21 protein-coding genes and 1 pseudogene are annotated in these 22,028 nt (G+C 42.3%); 1 reads left to right on the top strand and 21 read right to left on the bottom strand.

The features are described 5' to 3' along the window. Positions 1 to 37: 37 nt before the first annotated feature. The 13 genes from IEW82_RS08090 to IEW82_RS08030 all read right to left on the bottom strand — a co-directional run bounded on the left by IEW82_RS08090 (position 38) and on the right by IEW82_RS08030 (position 13,082). On the bottom strand, positions 38 to 367 hold the full coding sequence (locus IEW82_RS08090) for a hypothetical protein (RefSeq protein ID WP_188692027.1): 330 nt from the start codon (positions 365 to 367) through the stop codon (positions 38 to 40). Continuing rightward, positions 360 to 968 (bottom strand): CPBP family intramembrane glutamic endopeptidase, encoded by a 609-nt coding sequence (locus tag IEW82_RS08085; RefSeq protein ID WP_188692024.1) that lies wholly within the window; start codon positions 966 to 968, stop codon positions 360 to 362. Before IEW82_RS08085 ends, IEW82_RS08090 begins: the two co-directional genes overlap by 8 nt. Further along, positions 952 to 2,448: a RecQ family ATP-dependent DNA helicase gene (locus IEW82_RS08080; RefSeq protein WP_188692022.1), complete on the bottom strand. Its 1,497-nt coding sequence runs from the start codon at positions 2,446 to 2,448 to the stop codon at positions 952 to 954. Before IEW82_RS08080 ends, IEW82_RS08085 begins: the two co-directional genes overlap by 17 nt. Continuing rightward, positions 2,449 to 3,495: a YpbB family protein gene (locus IEW82_RS08075; RefSeq protein WP_188692019.1), complete on the bottom strand. Its 1,047-nt coding sequence runs from the start codon at positions 3,493 to 3,495 to the stop codon at positions 2,449 to 2,451. 155 nt (positions 3,496 to 3,650) lie between these two features. Next, on the bottom strand, positions 3,651 to 5,408 hold the full coding sequence (locus tag IEW82_RS08070) for an ATP-binding protein (protein WP_373285707.1): 1,758 nt from the start codon (positions 5,406 to 5,408) through the stop codon (positions 3,651 to 3,653). Positions 5,409 to 5,458: 50 nt separating this feature from the next. Next, complete coding sequence (locus IEW82_RS08065) at positions 5,459 to 6,178, bottom strand: response regulator transcription factor (protein ID WP_188692011.1); 720 nt, start codon at positions 6,176 to 6,178, stop codon at positions 5,459 to 5,461. A 150-nt stretch (positions 6,179 to 6,328) separates the two neighbouring features. After that, on the bottom strand, positions 6,329 to 7,528 hold the full coding sequence (ccsB, locus tag IEW82_RS08060) for a c-type cytochrome biogenesis protein CcsB (RefSeq protein ID WP_188692358.1): 1,200 nt from the start codon (positions 7,526 to 7,528) through the stop codon (positions 6,329 to 6,331). A 2-nt stretch (positions 7,529 to 7,530) separates the two neighbouring features. Further along, on the bottom strand, positions 7,531 to 9,171 hold the full coding sequence (locus tag IEW82_RS08055) for a cytochrome c biogenesis ResB family protein (protein ID WP_188692008.1): 1,641 nt from the start codon (positions 9,169 to 9,171) through the stop codon (positions 7,531 to 7,533). An 18-nt stretch (positions 9,172 to 9,189) separates the two neighbouring features. After that, complete coding sequence (resA, locus tag IEW82_RS08050; protein ID WP_188692005.1) at positions 9,190 to 9,720, bottom strand: thiol-disulfide oxidoreductase ResA; 531 nt, start codon at positions 9,718 to 9,720, stop codon at positions 9,190 to 9,192. A gap of 77 nt (positions 9,721 to 9,797) precedes the next feature. Then, positions 9,798 to 10,517 carry a pseudouridine synthase gene (locus tag IEW82_RS08045; protein WP_188692002.1) on the bottom strand — a complete coding sequence of 240 codons (720 nt, stop codon included), beginning with the start codon at positions 10,515 to 10,517 and terminating at the stop codon, positions 9,798 to 9,800. Between the two features lie 272 nt (positions 10,518 to 10,789). After that, entirely contained in the window at positions 10,790 to 11,320 is a 531-nt protein-coding gene (locus IEW82_RS08040) for a spore maturation protein (protein WP_188691999.1), read from the bottom strand. A gap of 18 nt (positions 11,321 to 11,338) precedes the next feature. Beyond that, positions 11,339 to 11,935, bottom strand: a complete 597-nt coding sequence (locus IEW82_RS08035; RefSeq protein WP_188691996.1) for a nucleoside recognition domain-containing protein — start codon at positions 11,933 to 11,935, stop codon at positions 11,339 to 11,341. Then, on the bottom strand, positions 11,928 to 13,082 hold the full coding sequence (locus IEW82_RS08030; RefSeq protein ID WP_229672440.1) for a D-alanyl-D-alanine carboxypeptidase family protein: 1,155 nt from the start codon (positions 13,080 to 13,082) through the stop codon (positions 11,928 to 11,930). Before IEW82_RS08030 ends, IEW82_RS08035 begins: the two co-directional genes overlap by 8 nt. Positions 13,083 to 14,572: 1,490 nt before the next feature. On the opposite strand from IEW82_RS08030, the pseudogene IEW82_RS19990 reads away from it, so the two are divergent. Next, a pseudogene (locus IEW82_RS19990) lies at positions 14,573 to 14,983 on the top strand (transposase). A 551-nt stretch (positions 14,984 to 15,534) separates the two neighbouring features. Here the strand turns inward: IEW82_RS19990 and scpB are convergent. From scpB to spoVAE, 8 genes are all read right to left on the bottom strand, one after another. Next, positions 15,535 to 16,113: an SMC-Scp complex subunit ScpB gene (gene scpB, locus IEW82_RS08020; protein WP_188691992.1), complete on the bottom strand. Its 579-nt coding sequence runs from the start codon at positions 16,111 to 16,113 to the stop codon at positions 15,535 to 15,537. Then, positions 16,088 to 16,870: a segregation/condensation protein A gene (locus tag IEW82_RS08015; RefSeq protein WP_188691989.1), complete on the bottom strand. Its 783-nt coding sequence runs from the start codon at positions 16,868 to 16,870 to the stop codon at positions 16,088 to 16,090. Before IEW82_RS08015 ends, scpB begins: the two co-directional genes overlap by 26 nt. Before the next feature lie 119 nt (positions 16,871 to 16,989). Further along, entirely contained in the window at positions 16,990 to 17,244 is a 255-nt protein-coding gene (locus tag IEW82_RS08010; protein ID WP_188691985.1) for a hypothetical protein, read from the bottom strand. A gap of 240 nt (positions 17,245 to 17,484) precedes the next feature. Then, positions 17,485 to 17,847 (bottom strand): GNAT family N-acetyltransferase, encoded by a 363-nt coding sequence (locus IEW82_RS08005; RefSeq protein ID WP_188691982.1) that lies wholly within the window; start codon positions 17,845 to 17,847, stop codon positions 17,485 to 17,487. 249 nt (positions 17,848 to 18,096) lie between these two features. Then, entirely contained in the window at positions 18,097 to 19,407 is a 1,311-nt protein-coding gene (gene lysA, locus IEW82_RS08000; protein WP_188691979.1) for a diaminopimelate decarboxylase, read from the bottom strand. Between the two features lie 218 nt (positions 19,408 to 19,625). Further along, positions 19,626 to 21,116 carry a spore germination protein gene (locus tag IEW82_RS07995; RefSeq protein WP_308422140.1) on the bottom strand — a complete coding sequence of 497 codons (1,491 nt, stop codon included), beginning with the start codon at positions 21,114 to 21,116 and terminating at the stop codon, positions 19,626 to 19,628. Then, positions 21,088 to 21,681 carry a stage V sporulation protein SpoVABEA gene (gene spoVAEA / locus IEW82_RS07990; RefSeq protein ID WP_373285706.1) on the bottom strand — a complete coding sequence of 198 codons (594 nt, stop codon included), beginning with the start codon at positions 21,679 to 21,681 and terminating at the stop codon, positions 21,088 to 21,090. The genes IEW82_RS07995 and spoVAEA overlap by 29 nt, the downstream gene beginning before the upstream one ends. After that, entirely contained in the window at positions 21,678 to 22,028 is a 351-nt protein-coding gene (gene spoVAE, locus IEW82_RS07985; protein WP_188691970.1) for a stage V sporulation protein AE, read from the bottom strand. Before spoVAE ends, spoVAEA begins: the two co-directional genes overlap by 4 nt.

Genomic DNA, 22,028 nt, shown 5'->3' with positions numbered 1-22,028 from the left:
TTTTATGAACGCAGGGGTAAATATAGGACAGGATTCTTCACATCGTCATGACATAAAAAAGAATACCAGCCACCATGATTAAAAAGAGCCATAGAACAATGTTGGCAAAAATAAGGCTACCATTGAACCTTTTTTTCACATCAGATGCTGCGGCCTCCTCATGCTCTTCCTCTTGAATAGCTCCGCTTTCTTCCTCTTCGCTCGTAATTTCAGCAGTTGAGGTCATCTCTTGTTCAGCAGCCAAGCGTTCTTCTTCAATACGCCTCTCTTTTGAACGGCGTTGTCGTTTCGTTTTTTTGCGCCGATGCGTTACTCTTCTTGGGGGAAGGGAACCGCCCGATGATGAATATTGCTCTTCTTCATTCATGTTGATCTCTCCCCTCCTTTTGCTTTGCTTCCTTAATTATCGACATTTTCAATACTATGCCTAAGAGGACATCAATAACATAATGGCAGATCACAGGCGGCCAAAGGCTTCCTGATACTTTAAAAATATAGCCTAATAAAAATCCTAATAATAGGACAATGACAAGCATGACAGGTTTATGCAAATATCTAAAATGGATAACACCAAAAATCACACTCGCAACAATCCAGCCAAAATAAGTCTGAATGACTCCTCTAAATAACCATTCTTCTATAAAAGCGACCAGAAGCATGGCTAAGCTGATCTGTTTGAATGACATGGCAGCAAACAGACGGCGATTCACACCTCCATCATCCATCCAATGGTCTGGAAATACGCGATCCAATAGATATTCAGCCCCCGCAACCAAGGTACCGACAAGTACTCCCCAAAGGAGGACAGCCTTTATATCCCAAGTAAATAACGGAGGAAGTGGATGAATGAAGAAATGAAACATCGTCAACAAAATCATAGACACGAATAAAAGAAAACCTTGTGAAATGTAAAAACCCTTCACCATTTGTCTATCAGAAATAGTATGCAGATCAATCCTTTTTGCCATAAGATCCTTCCTTCTGGTCCAGCAATAATCGCAAGCGTCGTTCCCAAGGCATCACCACTTCTGAGACAGGAATGGTTTTTTGCCGCGAGAAGTCTGCCAATTGGAGGCCACAATGATCACAGCAGCATTTTGGTGAAGTCTCTAACCTCTCATCATATAAAGTAAGCAGCCTTGCGCGCCGACAGCTATCCTTCTTTAACCATTGTTGAAGCTCCCATAGCGCTTTTGTCTTGAGCGCTATGCGCTCTTGAATGCGTTGCAGAAGTCTCTGTTTTAATGCCTGGCTGTCCATCTCTGGGGCCCACCAACTAATGTGTTCCTGAAGAAAACGGGCAGCCGTTTCAGAACACCCGACATCCAGGGCAATCGTCGCCACCAATTCCTTATCCTGTCCCTTAATATATTGAGCAATGACTTGCTCCAATTGCTTCTCAGTTGGATACTCTTTTTGTAAAATATAAAGTGGCAGCTCATGGTCTGATTCTGTATACAAGACGACAGCCAAGCTCGGTCGACCATCTCTCCCTGCTCTGCCAATCTCTTGTAAGTAAGCATTCATATGTTTAGGGTAATGAAAATGAATGACATAGCGAACATTCGGCTTATCCACCCCCATGCCAAAGGCATTGGTACAGCACACCACATCGATTTCATCATTTAAAAATTGATTTTGAATCAGCCGGCGTTCCTCATTGGCCATACCACCATGATAAGCGGCAACTCTTAGATCCGTATACTGATGGATAAGCGCTGCGCCCTCTTCAGTCCATTCCCTTGTTGAAAAGTAAATGATGCCAGGACCTTGAAGCATCGATACGAGTTCGATTAGACGGTCCTGCTTTTCTAATGTTCCTTGAACAGCTTCAACTTTAAGTGCGATATTTTTGCGATCGACACTGTAAATATGCTGGTGACAATCCGACATCTTTAATTTATCAATAATATCCTCACGCACCCTCTGATCAGCCGTCGCTGTTAAAGCGAGACAAGGAGGAGCACCAAGTTGTCTGCGGACATCAGCAAGTTTAAGATAATCAGGGCGGAATTCATATCCCCACTGTGACACGCAATGGGCTTCATCAACGGTAAACAGCACAACATTTACTTCCTGCAATCTCTCTAACAGCTGGCGGGATTGCAGCATTTCTGGGGATACAAAAAGAAACCGCAGGGCTTTTAACTGCTGAAGAACAGACTGGCGTTCTTCATAAGGTAAAAAGCTGTTGAGCGCTGCCACCCGCTTTTCACCATATAGCCTTATATGCTGCACCTGATCTTCCATCAACGAAAGCAGAGGAGAAACGATGACGACCAGTCCTTGCAATTGATAACCAGCCAAAAGATAGCATAGCGATTTCCCACTGCCAGTAGGTAGCATTGCAAAGACATCATGGCGGGCTACCACATCCGTAATGACCTCACGCTGGCCAGGACGAAAGGTGGTGAAGCCAAAATAACGTCGCAATTGGTCCTCAAGCATTTAGTCCCCACCCTTCTCACGTGTCAAAACCAAGCGAATATGGAAATAATCAATAGCATCGGGAAGCTGTCGCTTAATGTCCGCTAAACGCCTTGTTTTAACGTGCTTTAATGCCTCACAAATCGCTTCATAAGTCGTTTTTGGTACATATTGAGTCACTGGAAATGCTGGATCAAAAAAAGCAATCTCAACAATATGATCTTGAATCGTTGAACATTTCAACCGTCTTTCTTTAGCAATATCGGGGATTGTTTTTCCCTGCTTCAATAGCAACAAGGTTTGGTATGTACTTGCAGTCAAGGCCTTCTTGTCAGCTGCTACTATCAATTGCTTTAGGATGGGAAAAAGCTCACCCTGTTCTCGTAACTCATTCACGATATGATGCAAGGTCGCTTGAAAGTTAATCTGCATCTCAGCCTCATCATGTGCTAAAGCCTCCGCAAGTTGTAAAAACGTCAATCCTGACAGATGCTTTCCAGACATTTTATGCACCAATAGGAGTGCTTCCCGTTCATCAAGCCTCTGACACAGCTGTTCAAGCTCACTCAAGAGAGCCTTTGCCAAGTGTTCTCTCCGATAATGATGAAGGAAAGATTTCAGCCATGTATGGACAGCAGGAGCATTGATGACCGGAATAAATCGATTGTCATGGTACATGAGATGCGAAACAGATTGAACGAGGAGGGAGAGGCGCTGCCAAAAAAGCTGAGCAATTTCGTCAGAATACCAGCCACTCAGATGCGGAGAGAGCCAAAATCGATCACGATGTTCTCTAAGAGCCCGCTGGCCTCGTGCAGTTACCTCTACCCTATCTTTTTCATTTTGTATCACATAACCCTGCTGGAGAAGAGCGGCATAAATTGCCTCAATTCGGCTTCGTGATAATGATTTCAAAACGCCAAAGAAAGGATGAACCGCAAATAAAAAGCCATCTTGGATCGTCTGTGAAGAGCGTTTGCCATTAAGAAGATGCAGGACGGCATAAACCGATCTTTGCCCCTTAAAGTGTTCGATTAATGTTAAGACCAAATAAGTCATAAACGTCATAGCATCCACCATCTTTTTATCTTAGCCATTATTCTAGCAAACTTTTAATACCGATGCTTACACTCTCTTACAAATATAAATGCAATAGGACTTAGGCACATCATTGACAAAAAGCATCCCAAAGAAGGAATGCTCCCTTGCCATTATAAGTTTAATCATGACTGAGTGACCGCCTTCGGCAAACTGAATGTAAAGGTGGTCCCTTTTCCAAGCTTGCTTTGCACAATGATTTGTCCTTTGTGGGCCTCAACAATATTTTTGGCAATTGCAAGTCCTAGACCTGTGCCAGCCTTTCCTCGTGTCCTTGCTTTATCTGCTTTATAGAAGCGCTCAAAAACAAAAGGCAAATCCTCCTCAGCAATCCCCGCACCTGTATCCTTGACACTCACCAATAACTGTTGGTCATTCTCATCCACACGTACGGTGACTTCTCCGCCATCATGAGTATGACGAATCGCGTTATCAATGAGGTTGGTTAACACTTGTTCAATGCGATCAGGATCCATTAAAATAACTGTTTCAGGATGAAGCGGACCCTCTAAAGTCAATGTAATGTCCTGCTCTCTTGCCAAAGCTTGAAACTTACGAGTAATCCGCTCAAAAAAGTCACCGATTTCGACCCATGTTTGGTTCATTTGAAAATGTCCAGCCTCTAAGCGGGCAAGGTCAAGAAGTTCATTGACTAATCGCCCCATACGCTTTGATTCATCATAAATAATCCGACCAACCTCACGTTTTTCCTCTTCAGAGCCGACAACATCATCAACAATTGCTTCGCTGTAGCCTTGTAATAAAGCGATTGGCGTCCGCAATTCATGACTGACATTAGCAATAAATCCTTGACGCAGTTCATCTAACCGCCGTTCCTCTGTCATATCCCGAAGCACTGCTACCGCTCCCCTGACGACCTTTTGATCGTCATAAAGAGCCGTCATAAGAATGACCCATGACCGTCCCTGGAGGGTGACTTCGGCCGTTTGCTCCCGTTCTTCTTTCACCACTTGGTAGAAGAGCTCCTTTATAGACGGGGGAACATCTCGCAGATACTCTGTTGTATTAGGAATGGTGGCATCAGGATGCATTTCATACCACCATGTATGTAATAGTCGCTTAGCCGGCGGATTGGAAATCAACAGATTGCCTTCACGATCAAAAGTCATGACGCCATCGGCCATACTGCTAAGAATCCCAGATAATTGTTCTTTTTCTTGATTCAAAGCGGTCACATTCATTTTCAGCTGGCTTGCCATTGTATTAAAAGCCGTACCCAGCTCACCGATTTCATCATTGGTAAGCACGGGGACCTTCATATCAAATTTTCCCTCCGCGACCTCTTGAGCGGCCTTACGCATATCACGTAAGGGGGCCGCAATTCTAGTCGATAAGAAAAAGGCAAAAATCGTCGTTAAAATGATCGCCATCCCTGCGCTGATATAAATAAGCTTCTTCGCCTCATCAGTGCTTTGATTGACAATTTGCAACGATTCATAGACAAAAACCGCCCCATACTTGCCATCGGATAAATGCATGGGCACACCAACAATCACCAATTTCTCATGCCCATTTTCTCGATCTCGAAGCATATTTGTTTCTTTACTTACCTTTTCATGCGCTTGAAAGACCCGATTGAGGTCCGGGTCCCTTTTGATATCAGCAATTTTTAATTCAGGAAGATGATTATGCGAGGGAGACGTCCATTGAGACTGATCTTCCTTTATGACGATTCCTCTAGCCGCATACACGTCAATGATTTGCGCAGCCGTCTCATAAGGTCCCTTTGCCTGTGGATTATGGGCTACAATATCCGCAACCTTATCCGCAATATCTGTCATCTGGTCTTCAACTTGTTCCACATGAAAATTTTCAAAAAACTGTAAAAGCAAAACCGTTAAGAGAAAGAGTACGATACACATAAGGAGCAAGATCGTTCCCCAAAGTTTACCGACGACGCTCCGCCACGGTTTCAATCGTTCCCCACCTCAAACTTATAACCGATCCCCCATACCGTCACAATCATATTTGCAGCTTGATCAGAAACGCGATTAAGCTTTTCGCGAAGCCGCTTTACATGTGTATCCACTGTCCGCAAGTCACCAAAGAATTCATAGTTCCAAACATCTTTCAAAAGCTCTTCCCTAGAAAACACTTTATCTGGTGCTTGCGCTAAATAGTAGAGCAATTCATACTCTTTCGGTGTTAAGTTGACCTCTTTATTATTCACCGTTACCCGATGGGCATCGTGATCGATTGCCAGATGTGGAAAAACGAGTATATTTTTAGCCGTTGTGTCTGTTTCCAAAAATTTGGTAGTAGAAGCTCTTCTTAGCAATGCCTTCACGCGCAGGATAACTTCTCTAGGACTGAAAGGCTTGACAATATAGTCATCTGTCCCCACTTCAAAGCCTTGGACCCGATTCGCCTCTTCCCCTTTTGCTGTCAGCATAATGACAGGTGTCGCCTTTTGTTCACGAAGACGTTCACACACTTCCACCCCATCAATCCCTGGAAGCATGAGATCCAATAAAATCAGATCATAATCATTATCAAGAGTGAGCTGCAAAGCGTCCTCACCATTTTCTGCCTCTTCAATTACATAGCCTTCTCTTTCTAAATACATGCGCAATAATCTACGAATTCTATCCTCATCATCTACGACGAGTATTGTTGCATTCTCCTCTGTCATGGAGATCCTCCTTAAATCTTCACTTAACTAGCAAGCGGATTCTTTCCGTTTAAGTGATTAAAAAAATCTATTAGCGAGCTATATCCCCTAAAAGTATAACAGGAATTCTATAAAAATACACCTTCAATGAATGAAGGTGCATGTCAGCATTTAAGCATAGGAATGGAGGCCTGCAATGACAAGATTGACAAAAATCAAGTTGAACATGATGATCACAAACCCTATGACCGAAAGCCAAGCGGATTTCTCTCCCTCCCATCCTCTTGAAAGCCGAAAATGAAGATAAGCAGCATAAAAGAAGAAGGTGATCAATGCCCAAACCTCTTTCGGATCCCATCCCCAGAAACGCGACCATGCTTGCTGCGCCCAAATGGCTGCAAAGACGATGCCGCCTAGAGTAAAAACAGGAAAGCCAATCGCAACTGCTCGGTAGCTGATTTCATCCATTAAAGGAGGGTTGACGTTCATGACGATTCGATTTAATACTGCACCGATGCGTCGCCCCCTCAGTACAAGACGAATGATGCCATATATCACTAAGCCGCCGATGACCGACCAAATGACCGTATTGAATTTTTTAGGGGCATTCACGCCATTCATCCAAGATGGGGCTTGGAAAACAGGACCAAAACCATCGGTTAACTTTTTCCCATCATGCGGTCCAGCTATTGCTGGTACATTGTATTCCAAGGTTGCTGTGTTTCCTTTTTCATTCACCCATTGAAATTTTTCGCTGTAGCCTAGGGCTTGGAAAATTCCTGACACAAGAGCGAAGCCGACCGCACAGATTAGAAACAATAGCACAAACTCGAGCCAAAAGGTGCGTGCACTGCGCTTGGATTGATCTATGACGCGCAATAAATAAACGAGTCCCGCTACAAAGCTAAGCGTCAGTATTCCCTCACCTAATGAAACCGTTGTGACATGGATCATCAACCAATTGCTTTGCAGAGCCGGAATAAGCGGCTCAACCTCTCTTGGAAAGACACTCGCATAAGCGATAACGATGACAGCGATAGGCAATGCCACCATACCAATGCTATTATTTCTATAGATAAGATAAATGATAATAAAGCCTAGGATCATCATGACACTTAAGAATGTCGTATACTCAAAAAGGTTGCTGATCGGAAAGTGGCCGTCCGCTTTCCAGCGTGTAAAGATATAACCTACTTGAGAAAAGAAACCGATGACGGTAATCACAAATCCTGCTATTCCAAGTCCTTTACCATCGGTCTGTTCACCGTTCTTTTTGAACTTTTTTCCCGCCACGCTAATCGTAAAGACAATCGTTCCAAAAATATACAAGATAAAGGCAATAAGTAATAACATACTGCTTATTTCCACCATGCTCATGAATGTTTCCTCCTCTCTTCTGTCACTACCTTTTGTTCAAGCTGATCAACAGGTTCAGGAATGCCTAAGCTATCTGTCAGATAGGCAATATCCTTTTTAATGCCATGCCAATTCTTATTGGTATGAGCGGATAACCACAATTCTCCATTTATCTTTCGAAGCCAAATGCGACGGTGCTGCCAGTACATGCCCTGAACCACGCCAAGAAGAAAGATCATTGCACCGACAAAGAAGATCCATACCGTAAAATCACGTTTAACAATCAACCCTGACACATTGCGTGTATCGAGCCCAGCAAACGTCAATTTATACTGATTATCCTTAGAGATCGCTTGATTGGTTTTAATGGCAACAAAGCTTGTTTCCCCCTTCGGCTTATCGGGGGTGGTAACATCAAAAATAAAAGCGGGGTTATTAGGCGTATCTGATTTTGTTGCAGGATCGCCATTATCATCAAAGTAAAAGTCCGGGAAATAATAGGTTAATTTTACTTTATAGCCATGCCCTAAATCATAGTTCTCTTTTGGATTATATAAGTTAACACTTAATTTTCCGAAAGTTTTCTTTTCGCTCTGATCCGTCAAAGTAAAATTCATCTTATATAATTCATTTAACCGATAGTCCGCTTGAAAGACTTGATAGCCAGCAAATTCTAGCGGGCTGTTCACCTTGATTTGATCATCTCGTAGTTTTTTTAGCTTAGGTGTTGCCCCTAATACCGATTGCCCCTCTGGCTTGAAAAGCGTCACATCCGATTGATAGCTTTTGACGATGGAACCATTTTCTTTTATTGCTTGTTTATACTGGGGGTCTTGCTTGTTATAGGTTGTGAGGATAAACTTATGATTGGTAATATAATATTCATTGTGTGTCCCCGGAAGCGCCTTTGTTTCCCCTTCGCGAATCCACATAGTTTCATTAACATACATTCCCGGAATAAAACGGAGCACTGCTGCAATGAGGACCACCATGAGCCCAATATGATTCACATAAGGTCCCCAACGGGAAAAACGCCCTTTTTCAGCTAACAAAGCGCCTTTTTCTCTAGAAACTTTATATTTCTTTTCTTTTAATGCCTGCTCAGCCTTTTGGAGCTGCTCCTCACCCTTTGTCGTTGGGGTTGTCCCAAAGAGACGCTGTTTCTTCATAAAGCGTTCATGTCGGGTGACTTTTTGATTTTTTAAAGCTCTATGTAGAGGAAAAAAGCGATCAAGACTAGCGACAACAATTGAAGCCCCTAGTAAGCCTATTAAAATAATAAACCACCAAGATTTATAGAGATTATCAAAGCCGAGAGTTTTATAGATTTGCCCTAATACGCCATATTGATCCTTATAAAAGGTATCCGGATCGGCACCCGCAGGTATGTAAATATTCTGTGGAAAGATCGTTCCAATCGCAATAGCGATGAGGACGAGAATAATCAGGGTAACGCCCACCTTCACAGATGACAAGTAATTCCATATTTTATCAATTGCGGTGCGATTATACGTTTGAGAGCGCCGAGCACTTCCCTCATAACGCATATTAAGCAATTGCTTAGGATTGTCTTCTTGGAGGGGTTTTCCGCAGGCTTCGCATAGGATTGTTCCTTCGGGATTTTTATGTCCGCACTCACATATGATTTCCTGACTCATGCTTAACACCTCTTTTATTTACGGACGAATCTCTTTCAGCTTTTTCATCACTGTAGACTTGCCATCCATGTATCCTTGAACGATATCAACAACTTTGCCCTTTGAATCAATGAGATATGTTGTTGGGATGCCCCGAATCCCATAAAGATCCTGACCGACTTTTTTGTGATCAAGCCAAACGGGGAAATCCAAATGATACGTATCCTTAAAATGCTTCACAATGCTTTTGGATTCATCCACGTTCACGGATAAAATCACTACATTATCGTTGGATTGAAGGGTGTGATAAGCCTTATTAATAAAAGGCATCTCCTCCTTGCAAGGGTCGCAATCCGATTGCCAAAAGTTAAGCATAACCCCTTTCCCCTCTAATGAACTCAGTGTCATTTCTCTGCCATTTAAATTTTGCACCGTGAAATCAGGCGCCGTATCTCCTACATGCACGACACTTGTTTTAAAAAACATACGGTAGCCCGTGTACCCGAGCGCTATTAGAATAATCAGAATGATAAAAGCATTAATAAAAAAGCGCTTTCTCTTTTGTGACATATAAGACACCCCAAAGAAAAAAGTCTCACTTCTACTATAGCGTGAAAAAAACCGCACGGCAGGCGGTTTTGTGACGGTTATGTGACAGTGGCATCTCTGAGTCGTTTCACCTCATGAGGTTTGAGCTGTCTGTAGTCACCAGGCTGCATCGCACGCACGGTTAAAAAAGCGTAGCGCTCCCGTTTAAGCTTTAGGACTTTATGGCCCACAGCCTCGAGCATCCGTCTGACCTGACGATTCCTTCCTTCATGTATCGTAAGGGAAATAATCGCCGTATTTTTTTGCCGATCAGAAGAAATAAGGGTTGCAACAGCAGGTGCTGTTTTACCATCTTCTAATCTAACCCCTCTTTCCAAGGCCCGCAGTGTTTGCTTCGTTGGGATGCCCGCTACTTTAACAATGTATTCCTTATCTACATTATACCGCGGATGCATCAGCATATTAGCAAACTCCCCATCATTTGTTAACAGTAAGACACCAGATGTATCATAGTCCAGACGACCTATGGGAAAAATACGTTCATTCACATTATGAAAAAAATCGGTCACAACTTTACGACCCTTGTCATCACTTACCGCCGAAATGACTCCTGTTGGCTTATAAAACAAAAAATAAACGGGTTCTTCCCGTTCGATGGGAATATTATTCACTTCAATTTTATCATGGGGCGAGACCTTTGTCCCTAGCTCAGTGACTACGCTCCCATTCACTTTAACCTTACCTTCTTGAATCAAAGCTTCAGCTTTCCTGCGAGAAGTCACTCCCGCTTGAGCAATTATCTTTTGGAGCCTTTCCATACTTTCACCTCATTTCTCATCATACCCTTACTCATCATTTTTAACAAGTAAAGGCGTGAGAAAATGGCTGTTGGGGGGACTTGCTAGCGAAGAGACTTATTGAAGAAAAGAAAAGCGGAACAAGTCGTTTTAGAAAATTTGGCTTATCGCAAGCCTTAGAAGGCGAAGCCAAAGTGACACTTATACTATCTTCCTCTGAGAGCGTCAGCGAAATTATAAATTCTAGTAGTATAAAAAACGTGGGAATCACCCTTTTCATTTCTTACCCACTATTAGCCATACATTAACGTCACAATAACAATCGCTGCTACAATACCGACAAAGTCGGCTAAAAAACCCACCTTTAACGAGTCCCCAACATTTTTAATACCAATTGCACCGAAATAAACTGTCACGATGTAGAGAGTTGTATCTGTTGCTCCTTGAAGTGTTGAGGAGAGCATGCCAATAAATGAATCAGGCCCTTCATTTTTTAAAATATCACTCATCATCCCTAAAGCACCGTTCCCAGATAAGGGACGAATTAAGGCTTGAGGAACAATTTCCGCTGGAACACCGACCAATGAGAGCAAAGGACGCAGCATGTCAATAAGCGCATCCAATGCACCAGAGGCCCGAAACACACCGATCGAAACGAGCATGCCAACCAAATAAGGGATGATGGATATCGCGATATGAAAGCCTTCCTTTCCCCCCTCGACAAAGGTTTCATAGGTGGGGACGCGTTTCCATGTTCCGTAAACTAAAACGATGCCAATGATAATTGGAATAAACCAAATGGATAGAGTTGAGATGACTTCCACGGTTCTCCCCCCCAACAGTTATTTATACTTGTTCTTCTTTTGACGACGATGATAAAAATAGCGATCGATGAGAAGTGCAGCCACTGTTGTCGCTGTCGTAGCGATTAACGTTGTGCCAACAATATCGGTTGGATGAGCGGAGCCATACTTCATACGGATCGCTATGACGGTCGTTGGAATGAGCGTTAAGCTTGACGTATTCAAAGCCAATAGCGTGATCATCGAACGACTCGCTTCTGGGCGATTGTGATTAAGCTTTTTTAACTGCTCCATCGCTTTAATCCCCATGGGCGTCGCCGCATTGCCTAGCCCAAACAGATTGGCTATGGTATTGGAAAGGATGTAGCCCATCGCTGGATGATTTTCTGGCACCTCTGGAAAGAGTTTTTTTAAAAGCGGTTTAAAGCCCATGGCCAATTTATTGAGCAAACCAGCAACCTCGGCAATTTTCATGATCCCTAACCAAAAGACTAAAATGAAAATCAAACCAAAACAAAGGGTGACCCCCTCCTTGGCATATTTAAAAATAGCTTCATTCACTTCCTCCATATGTCCGGTGATTGCCGCATAGACAAGTCCGATGACGAACATCCCCACCCAAATATAATTAATCATGATCTGGCTCCAGCATATGACCGATGATCACTTGGACAAGGGACCAAAAGCCCTTTTTCTCTTTCTCCGCCTGCTTATAAAACACTGGAACATCTGCAAGGGTTTCACCTTCGACGCTTACTTTTAATCGGCCAGCAATCTTTGGAGGCTTCTGAAATTCCTGGCCTTGCTTTGGCTTGTAAAGCATCAGTTGTGTTGTCAGATGCTTTTTTTCTTCAGTAGTCAAAGGCAGGACGATATCACGATGGAGAAAAACTGCTCCCTTATAGTAGGTCTTTTTGACACCATTTAACTTGCCTTCATGCATGACCTTGACCATATTAAAATGATTAAATCCCCAATTAAAGAGGGTGCGATGATCGTTCCAATCATCACCATCATTAAGCGTTACGACAATAAAATCCTTATCATCCTTTGTTGCGGTAGATATAAGTGTTCTCCCTGTCTTTTTGGTATAGCCTGTCTTCCCGCCTGTTGAATAGTCGTAGTTAAATAATAGCTTGTTTTTATTTTTCCAATGCCGATCCCACTTTTCTCCTTCCTGAGGAGTATTATAAAACTTCGTCTTAAACATTTTTTGAAACGTTTTATTCTGCATCGCATATTTTGTTAATAGCGCCATGTCATAAGCTGTGGAACGATGCCGCTCGTCGTCTAAACCATGTGGATTGGCAAAAGTTGTATCTAACATACCAAGCTCTTTGGCCTTCTTATTCATTTGATAAACGAATCCCCCAGTGCTACCGCTTACTGCCTCAGCAATCGCAATCGCCGCATCATTGCCCGAACGCATCAATAATCCATAAACCAAATCCTTCAGCTTGACTTTTTCCCCCCTTTTCAGATAAAGTGAGGACCCCTCTGTACCATAGGCATTATCGCTAATGGTTACTGTTTTATTCAGCTTACCCGATTCAATCGCAAGTATCGCCGTCATCACTTTTGTTATGCTGGCAATCCTCATTTTTTTATGTATGTCTTTTCCAAAAAGCACCCGTCCTGTCGCCTCATCCATTAGAACAGCTGACTGAGCCGAAACGTGTACCCGATTTGCAATCATGGGCTTTGCTTCTACTTTATTAAAATTACACGTTAAAAAGATTAATAGTAAAATTGTGGCTACCAACGTGAATCTTCTTGTGATCACCAAGGTGTCATCCCATCCCTTAATCTATTTTTGTACAAGTTTATGCGAGAAAAAGGTGAATATGATTTTATTGTGCTAAAGGAAAAATCAACACTTAGCCGTACAGATAGACGCTCATGCGCTTGTATAGTTAAGGTGGTTTTTCAAATCACACATTAAGATAGCCACCAAAACTCGAGAAAAAGCCAAAACCCAAACTTGTAAGAGCTTCCACAAAGTTATTAATCTGACATTATGAGAAAAAATGGGCAAAAGCATGAACATGCCCGGTCCTTGTCTAGCTATAAAGGCATCATCAGATATGGAAGAGGCTTCATGGAAAGGTCAAGCGGATTGGAGCGGAAGGCGCGAGATTCGGAATACTCTAAAATCGTGTGTTTCTCGAGCGCTGCTGACTCATGATGCAATACGAGAGTCCAACGGGAAGTGGGAGATCGGTAAGCCTCCTCAGGCGCGAGGTGGCTTACCACTCCCCCGCGAAAACCGAGCGGCCTGGAGCGGAATCGCGCACCGGTCTCGTGACCAGAAATTTTATACTTTCTGATCTTTGAACAAAAACCGTAGGCATTTTAACAAATACGTGGCACAACGCAACAAAAGCCATAGGCATTTAACAAATGCCTCAGCAAAAATAACAAATAAAACGCGAAGTGAACAAATAGCGAGCAAATCCGGGGTTCAAGTTTCCGAATCCAGAGCTGAGCGTAACAAAAAGCATTACAACTTAACGAAAGACCAGCCCCTTTTAACGAAAGTCTCGACTAGATTAACAAATAATGCTTGAAGTTTCCGAATAGAGAACGAATCCCCGGTGTAAGTTTCCGAATCAGAGTCTGCGTGCAACAAAAGGCTGAGGCAAGTTAACAAAAGCCAGTTTCAAAGGAACAAAAGTCCTGCCCTGTTAACAAAAGCCTCGGGCGAAATAACAAATAAAACATGAAGTTTCCGAAAAGAGAACAAAACCGCGGGACAGGCTTCCGAATCCAGGGGTGGGCGTAACAAAAAGCTGAGGTAAAATAACAAATTCTCCCTCAATGAAACAGAAGATGTAGACCTTTTAACACATGCCATTAGCTTATCCCTAAAAGGTAGCAACGAAAAGTTATACCTAGACTATTCATAGAAGTTCCCAAAACACAGTAAAAAGGCTTATCTATCAAGTGATTTATTCTGAATTTCAACGCATCAACTAAATGAAAAAATCCGTTTCTGATAAGGTTAAATCACCACAAAATAACCACCGGAAAGGATTCTTATAATGGCTCCTTTACCGCAAATAACGCTTGATTTCAATCGTAGAATTAAATTGTCAAATGATAGAGGTTCACTCTCCTCTGATACCGGCGAGTTCTTATTTCGAGAATTTGACGAAAAAATTGGTTTTTCACAAACTCTGATTCAGCATCTGAAGTTAAATTCGGTGTTTTACGTCATTCGATTGAAGTCCAACGCCATTTTATAAGGTCTCGCAAAAGAGCTACCCTAACTCAATGCCATCCGATGTATCAAAGACGGAAATGCATTATGAAGAGATGGACTATCAAGCGTGGGCTAAACCGCGAAAGGTGATTGTCCAATCCGTTCGGCCGGCTGGAGGAGAATTGTTTTTCACCCATTCTTTCTTTCTGACAAACTTGTTTGATGCTTTTTCACCAAAGGCTATCGTCCGCGCTTATCAGAAAAGAGGAAAGATGGAAAATTACATCAAGGAAGCAAGAATGGTTTTAACTTTGATAGAATGTGCAGCCATTCCTTCCAAGGTAATGAGGTAAGAATGATGCTTAAGCCTGCTGGCATACAACTTGACGAACTGGCTTCGTACACTTTGCTTTCCAGAGGGACAAAAGAATATGCCAATCCAAACAATACGTACAAAGATCATTAAAGTGGCCAGCAAATGAGTAAAGTCAGGGCGATCTTTGTACTTCAAATGTTCTTCCAGTTTCTTGTATCAAACATTTTTTTGGGACATACTACAGCGCATTTAAAGGCTAAAAATCGAGTGATTGGAGCGTATGGCACGAGACTCCTACGGGAACAGCACGCGTCCGAAGACCCCGCAGGAAGTGTCTTTCTTCCGAGGAGGCTGAGGCCGTGCCCGTGGAAAGCGAGTGCCAGGAGCGGAAATCACCTGCCAATACCATGCCTAAACTTCAGAAGGCTAATAACCTACAAATCTTTAGAAGACCTTTTTAAAATTATTTTAGGCCCCAAAGGAGCAGTATGCCCAAAAACAGGTCATTTTGTGGAGAGTGACCGTTTTAATTCCTCAATCGGAGACAATTCCAACATAATTTCCATAAAAGTGGCATGGGAAATTTAGCTTTGATCCCAGATCTCGTTTTCTCCCGAAGTATGAATAAATCAGGTTATATTTTCTTATTTTAAAAAAAGAGGTCATCCACAGAACAAGTGTCTGAGGTGACCTCTCTATCATATTGGCATTGCAAGACTAAATATCCATAACGGTTTGTTGAAAACGTGAATAGAACAAATCAGCCTCACTGTCTTGAAGGGCTTCTGGATCTTCTGGCATTGGTGGCAATTCCTCGATTGATTTCAAACCAAAGTGTGATAAAAACGAAGCCGTCACACCATATAAGATCGCCCGTCCTGTCCCCTCAGCACGCCCCACTTCTTTAATCAATCCCTTTGCAACAAGATTATGTATGGCCTTTTCGGACTTAACGCCACGTACTTCTTCCACCTCAGCACGGGATACGGGTTGCTTATAGGCGATAACAGCAAGGGTCTCCAAGGCCGCTTGAGTTAAAGAAGCTGGTTTAGGAGCGTCTACCAATCTTTCTATGTATGGAGATAATTCAGGCTTTGTAATCAGTTGATACCCACCAGCGATTTCCGCAAGCGTCAATCCTCTGCCCGAATCCAATAGCTCTCTTTTATAGCGTTCTATGACCTCAAGCGCTTCATCTGTTGTGCAGTCAAGCACTTGAGTGATCTGCTCTAAGGTGAGGCCTTCTTCTCCTGTAACATACAATAAGGCTTCAAGTATGGGGAGCTTCTTCTTCATATTCAAGGGACTCCGCTCCTTCCAATAAAGTGATCAAAATGCTTGAGAAATTTTCATCTTGATGACATAAAACAGCTTTATTTTTCATTAATTCAAGAAGTGCCAAAAACGTCACAACAATATGTGTTGGATTTGGATAGGAGAACAGAGAATCAAAGGTCTGGACTTTCCCAAGCTTTTTGAGCTCGCTAACGATCTCTTGCATGCGTGCGCCAATTGGCAAGGTTTGCCGTTCAATTTTTGTATTTAAAGGCTCATTAATACGGTGCCGCACCAATAAATGCTTAAACGCCGAGAGCATATCATAGAGTGATACATTAGCAATCTGAACTTCTTCCACCGTCTCACTTTTATAGGCTGATAGATCATGGGGGGGCTTCGCATACACTTGACTTTGCTGTTGTTCTCTATCTTTTAAGAAATCAGCGGCCTGCTTGTATTGGCGATATTCAATAAGACGTCTGACAAGTTCCTCTCTAGGATCTTCTTCCTCCTCAAAATCAGCTAAATCTTCGTCTAAGATTTCCTGTTTCGGAAGGAGCATCCGACTTTTCATTTCTATAAGGGTTGCAGCCATAACTAAATATTCACTTGCCACATCGAGCTCGAGAACCTGCATGGTGTGGATAAAATCCAAGTATTGTTCCGTAATGGCTGCCACTGGAATATCATAAATGTCAATTTCTAATGTCTTAATGAGATGCAATAAAAGATCTAATGGTCCTTCAAATGCATCAATTTTTATTTTATACTCCAATCGTTTCGCCCACCTTAAAAGAAAACATCGCTATGCGTCAGCCCTAGAACCCTTGGCATCATTTACGTTCTAATTCCACCATAACCTATTATATCATAAGCCTAAAAAACTCATTCATTTCACCAATAGATTGAAATAAACTCTAATCCAACAATTGCTGCAAGTGGAACAACCTCTACCTTGCTTGTATGCGATAGCGTTAGGTTTGTCACAGTTTTTTCATGCCCTTCTTCATTTTCTATCGGACATAAATACAGATAATTATAGTCTGTTTTAATGACAATTCCTTGATAAATGGCACCATCTGCCGTTTCAAGTTTGACCGTATCACCAATTGATTTTGTCAATATGGTATAGCAGTATTCACGGGACATGCTCCCACTCTCCCCCTCACATAGTCCTTCTATATCAGCCTATGCAGCGGAAGGGGCTGAGGCATAGACAGCTGTCCCATATCCATTGCAAAAAAATATGAGATAAACTTAGCTCATCGTTAAATCCTAATGTATAGCGCCCTCTATATTTTCTTAAGGTCTAATGACATAGGGGCAATCCCCAATGTCTGCCCGACGACATATTTTAACTCTTTGATCACAGAGAATGAAAAAGCCGATTCACTCTTCATCAGCGATCGGCTTAAGACATTTTTCATAAAATTGTTTCGTCTGTTCTGAAGGCACAATCTGGTACTTTGAACCTATCATCTCTTGTAGCGCTTTAACCATTCTGCGCCCTACTCCTTGGTTTCTGTGGGAAGGATTGACGCTGAGATGGCGTAACTCTGCTTTATCACCGACAATTTCTATTCCAATGATACCGATAATGTCTTCTTCTTTCCAAAGGAAAAGCTGCCAATTCTCCTCTTCTTCATAAAGCCTGATGGTATTCAATAAAGATTTTAGCTCTTTTTCCGAAGGGACAAATGATAGAAGACCCATGGCAATTTTTTCGTAAGATCGTTTATAACGAATTAACATTATTAAACTCCTTAATCATCTGGCTTGTTACTTCTTAGTTTTTCTAATTTTACCCGCCTTTATACCTACATAAAGAACAAGAAGCAAGGAAATCTTCCATAAACCAGTAAAACTTCAAGATTATTAAAACATCTTATCTCTCTATTACCATTATTATACCCTTTTTTTCTCAAGCTGTGCACAACACTATTCAAAATACCGCATCAAAAGAAAAGAGTCAAATGTAAATATAAGGAATCGCCTATACTCTTACTTTACCGTCGTCTGAAAAGCAAGATCATACTGTAACAAATCCTCATAAGTTTCTCGTTTGATCACGAGCTGTTCTTGCCCTTCCTCAACAAAAACAACAGCAGGCCTTGGCAAACGATTATAATTATTTGCCATCGAATACCCATAGGCTCCTGTACAAAAAACCGCAAGAATATCTCCTGCTTGGGCTGTCGGCAACGCGATGTCTTGGATTAAGATATCCCCTGATTCACAGCACTTACCAGCGATCGCTACCTGCTCTTCGGAAGCATCAGAAGCACGATTAGCTAAAAGCGCCTCATACTCCGCTTGATATAATGCCGGACGCAAATTATCGCTCATCCCACCATCTACAGAAATATACTTACGAATATTTGGAATGCTCTTGTGTGTACCTACACTGTATAACGTTGTCCCTGCTTCTCCCACAATAGAGCGCCCTGGTTCAATCCATATCTCTGGTACCTCAAGTTGGTTAGCTGAACATTCCGCCATAATGGTTTCAACAATAGAACCGATAAAGGCAGAAATGGAAATGGGCTGATCTTTTTTCGTATAAGAAATTCCAAACCCACCTCCAATATTTAAAATTTCCGGTTCAAAACCGAGTTCGTCCTTCCAAGCAGCCATGTGCTCAACAATCCTCTTTACAGCATGTGTAAAGCCCTCAGCTTCAAAGATTTGCGAACCGATATGACTATGGACACCTGTAAGCTTAAGTGATGGCGCATTTAACGCATACTTAATCGCTTCTTTTACTTCACCATTCATTAAATCAAACCCGAATTTCGAATCTTCTTGGCCTGTCATAATATACTCGTGTGTATGCGCTTCAACCCCTGGAGTCATGCGCAACATGATACAGACCGTTTGATTGCGTGCCTCTGCCAATGTCTTTACCATTTGTAATTCTATAAAATTGTCAACAATAATGGCTCCGATCTTTTTATCAATAGCAAGCAATAATTCATCTTCAGATTTGTTATTCCCATGAAAATGAATATTTTTGGGATCATAGCCCGCAACAAGCGCCGTGTATAACTCTCCTCCAGATACGACATCTAAAGCAAGACCAAGCTCTTCCGCTAATTGTACCATAGCTACGGATGAAAAGGCTTTACTTGCATAAGCGACTTTAAACGCCACTGGATAGGGGCGGAATGCTTCTTTAAAGGCAAGACTTCGCTTCCGAATATCCGCAACATCATAAACATATAAAGGGGTTCCATATTTTTTTGCGAGTTCCGTTGTATCTACCCCGCCAATGACGAGATGATTGTTTTCATTAATTGTCTGTGTTCCACGCATGGCTTCTCTCTACTCCTAACCCTTAAAGTCGGACTTCATTAAACCCTGGCGTTCGTCATGTGGCAAACGCCCCTAAACTTTTATACCAAGTAAGATGAAAAAGGCTTATAACCTCAGAGGACATAAGCCTTTCTACTTCCTTTTTTCTCAAGAAATAAAATTATGATTTATTGTACCAATGAAATAAAGAGTTGTAAACTATTTTAAAAGCAGTTCGTTTATTTAGGATTCGGTTGTCTCGTGCGGTTCATTGGCTTAACAATGCTTGGACGTACCGTCGAGAAGGGGATGGATGTGCGTATTAGGACATTAAACATGCCCTTGGGATTGAATGGAATAAAAGGCCAGAGAAATGGGGTGTTTAAATTTTTCACTCGTGCCAAATACACAATCAAGAGCGTCATGCCAACCATGAACCCAGGCACGCCAAATATGCCAACCAATATAATTAAAACAATTCGAATAATCTTATTGGCTTCACTCAGCTCATAGCTGGGTGTCGCAAAGGCACCGATGGCAGAAATAGAGGTATATAGGATGACCTCTGGGATGAACACACCAACTTGTACAGCAATTTGGCCAATTAACACTGCCGCAATCAAGCCGAGCGCTGTCGATAAAGAAGTGGGCGTATGCACAGCCGCCATGCGTATAATTTCAATCCCTACTTCCGCCATCAGAATCTGCATAATAATAGGTAAATGGTACTTATTATTGTGTGGTCCGAGAAATTCTAACCAATTGGGAAGAATGTCTGTATTCATAACTAAAACTAACCATAAGGGAACTAAAAATATCGAGAGTAAAATAGCAATGAAACGGCTCCAGCGTAAAAACCCGCCCACTACAGGTGTTTGCCGATATTCTTCGGCATGTTGGACATGATGAAAGAACGTCGTTGGGAAAATAACAATACTGGGAGAGGTATCACAAACCATTAGTACATGTCCTTCAAGGATATGTGCTGCTGCAACATCTGGTCGTTCCGTATAGCGGACAAGTGGATAAGGATTAAATCCTTGTTTAACAATGAATTCCTCCAGGCTTTTATCTGCCATCGGAATGCCATCCACTTCAATTTTATTAATTTCCTTTTTCAATGCTTTGATTAAACCAGGGTTCGCGGTGTCTTTTAAATAGACTAAAGAAACATCTGTTTTGGAACGCTCTCCTACTCTTAACATCTCCGAACGAAAACGCTCATCACGAATTCTCCGGCGAATCAATCCGACATTTTCGATAATATTTTCGGTAAAGCCATCCTTTGACCCTCTAACCACGCGCTCAATATCAGGTTCTTCCGGCTGCCGCCCAGGATAATGGCGCGTGTCGATAACAAGACCAATCGGCTGTCCATCAATAAAGATGACAATCAATCCCGAAAGCATGTTATCAACCGCTTCATCTAACGTCTTAATTTCTTTTACTTGTTCATGCGCGAGATGATTTTTAATCGCCTCTTTAATATCGATTCCTGATTTATGAAGGTTAACAAGACGCAATAATTCTCGGAGGAGCTCAATGACACTTAATGTATCGACCAAGGAATTACAATAAGCGACACCGATTTCTTGTCCGAGAATCTTCATCTCACGAATGCCGACATCAAAGCTCGTGCCAATGCCAATGCGTTCCTCTAAGTAGCTTTTATTATCCTTTAATCTCTTTTTGATCTGTTCATCATTCTTCTGATCCGTTTTTTGGACCACTAAAACCACTCCTTTCCAAAATCAGCTGGATGGCTGCTTTGGTGATTGGTGAGCCTTGGCTCGCTGCATCAACGCCATACATTTTACCGATATCTCCAACGCCAACGATCAGGGGAAGGTGTAAACGATCTAATATATAGACCGTATCACCTGCAATGCGTCCGATTTCTAAATCTGGTACGCCATTTTTATCTACCCCGTAAGGCGTTAGCTCCCCATTTTGATCAACACTCACATCTACTCTCGTCCACTCTTGATAGCTACTATGAGAAGCCACAGCGACAGCACCTAACGGGATAATGTCAGGATGATGTGTAACATATTCCATCGCCTGCTCTCCTGGCCCCTTTCCATTGAAGCCACAATCATCGAACATTACCACCACTGGATCATGAGGGGTTTGCTTGATTAAGGTCACAAGCTCTTCTCCAGTTAATGGAGTGGGATTGCCAGCCGAGCGTGAAATGCAGCGATAGCCCAAATCTTTAGCTGCTTGTTCAACAGCCTCGCATGCATATTTATCGCCATCGGTGACGAGAATGACATGACGAACCACTGGGATCATCCTTTCGGTTTAAAAATTAACGCGACGATAAAACCAAATAAAATAGCAGAGGTGATCCCCGCAGAAGTTAATGTAAAAGTTCCCATCGCGAGACCAATATAGCCATGTTGGTTAGCCTCTGCCATTGCTCCGTGTAATAAAGAATGTCCAAAGCTGGTAATGGGGACAGTGGCTCCCGCACCAGCAAATTTGATCAATTTATCATAAAGGCCAAAGGAATCTAAGAAAGCACCTATGACAACAAGTGAAACGATGACATGAGCGGGGGTTAATTTAAACAGATCCAACATGAGTTGGCCAATGACACATATGAGCCCGCCAATAACAAATGCCCATAGAAATTCCAT

It is taken from the genome of Pullulanibacillus camelliae (assembly GCF_014642655.1).
GTDB classification, from domain to species: domain Bacteria; phylum Bacillota; class Bacilli; order Bacillales; family Sporolactobacillaceae; genus Pullulanibacillus; species Pullulanibacillus camelliae.
This window is presented reverse-complemented; position numbering and strand designations above follow the sequence as displayed.

Bases quoted from the DNA above. Each gene is read 5' to 3' on its own strand.
- spoVAEA (WP_373285706.1), bottom strand. From the start codon at position 21,681: ATGATCCCAGTGGTTCGTCATGTCATTCTCGTCACCGATGGCGATAAA.
- IEW82_RS08065 (WP_188692011.1), bottom strand. From the start codon at position 6,178: ATGACAGAGGAGAATGCAACAATACTCGTCGTAGATGATGAGGATAGA.
- IEW82_RS08045 (WP_188692002.1), bottom strand. From the start codon at position 10,517: ATGGAAAGGCTCCAAAAGATAATTGCTCAAGCGGGAGTGACTTCTCGC.
- spoVAE (WP_188691970.1), bottom strand. From the start codon at position 22,028: ATGGAATTTCTATGGGCATTTGTTATTGGCGGGCTCATATGTGTCATT.
- IEW82_RS08085 (WP_188692024.1), bottom strand. From the start codon at position 968: ATGGCAAAAAGGATTGATCTGCATACTATTTCTGATAGACAAATGGTG.
- IEW82_RS08090 (WP_188692027.1), bottom strand. From the start codon at position 367: ATGAATGAAGAAGAGCAATATTCATCATCGGGCGGTTCCCTTCCCCCA.
- ccsB (WP_188692358.1), bottom strand. From the start codon at position 7,528: ATGGTGGAAATAAGCAGTATGTTATTACTTATTGCCTTTATCTTGTAT.
- IEW82_RS08035 (WP_188691996.1), bottom strand. From the start codon at position 11,935: ATGATTAATTATATTTGGGTGGGGATGTTCGTCATCGGACTTGTCTAT.
- scpB (WP_188691992.1), bottom strand. From the start codon at position 16,113: ATGAAGAAGAAGCTCCCCATACTTGAAGCCTTATTGTATGTTACAGGA.
- IEW82_RS08080 (WP_188692022.1), bottom strand. From the start codon at position 2,448: ATGCTTGAGGACCAATTGCGACGTTATTTTGGCTTCACCACCTTTCGT.
- IEW82_RS08055 (WP_188692008.1), bottom strand. From the start codon at position 9,171: ATGAGTCAGGAAATCATATGTGAGTGCGGACATAAAAATCCCGAAGGA.
- lysA (WP_188691979.1), bottom strand. From the start codon at position 19,407: ATGCGTGGAACACAGACAATTAATGAAAACAATCATCTCGTCATTGGC.
- IEW82_RS08075 (WP_188692019.1), bottom strand. From the start codon at position 3,495: ATGACGTTTATGACTTATTTGGTCTTAACATTAATCGAACACTTTAAG.
- IEW82_RS08010 (WP_188691985.1), bottom strand. From the start codon at position 17,244: ATGTCCCGTGAATACTGCTATACCATATTGACAAAATCAATTGGTGAT.
- IEW82_RS08070 (WP_373285707.1), bottom strand. From the start codon at position 5,408: ATGTGTATCGTACTCTTTCTCTTAACGGTTTTGCTTTTACAGTTTTTT.
- IEW82_RS08005 (WP_188691982.1), bottom strand. From the start codon at position 17,847: ATGTTAATTCGTTATAAACGATCTTACGAAAAAATTGCCATGGGTCTT.
- resA (WP_188692005.1), bottom strand. From the start codon at position 9,720: ATGTCACAAAAGAGAAAGCGCTTTTTTATTAATGCTTTTATCATTCTG.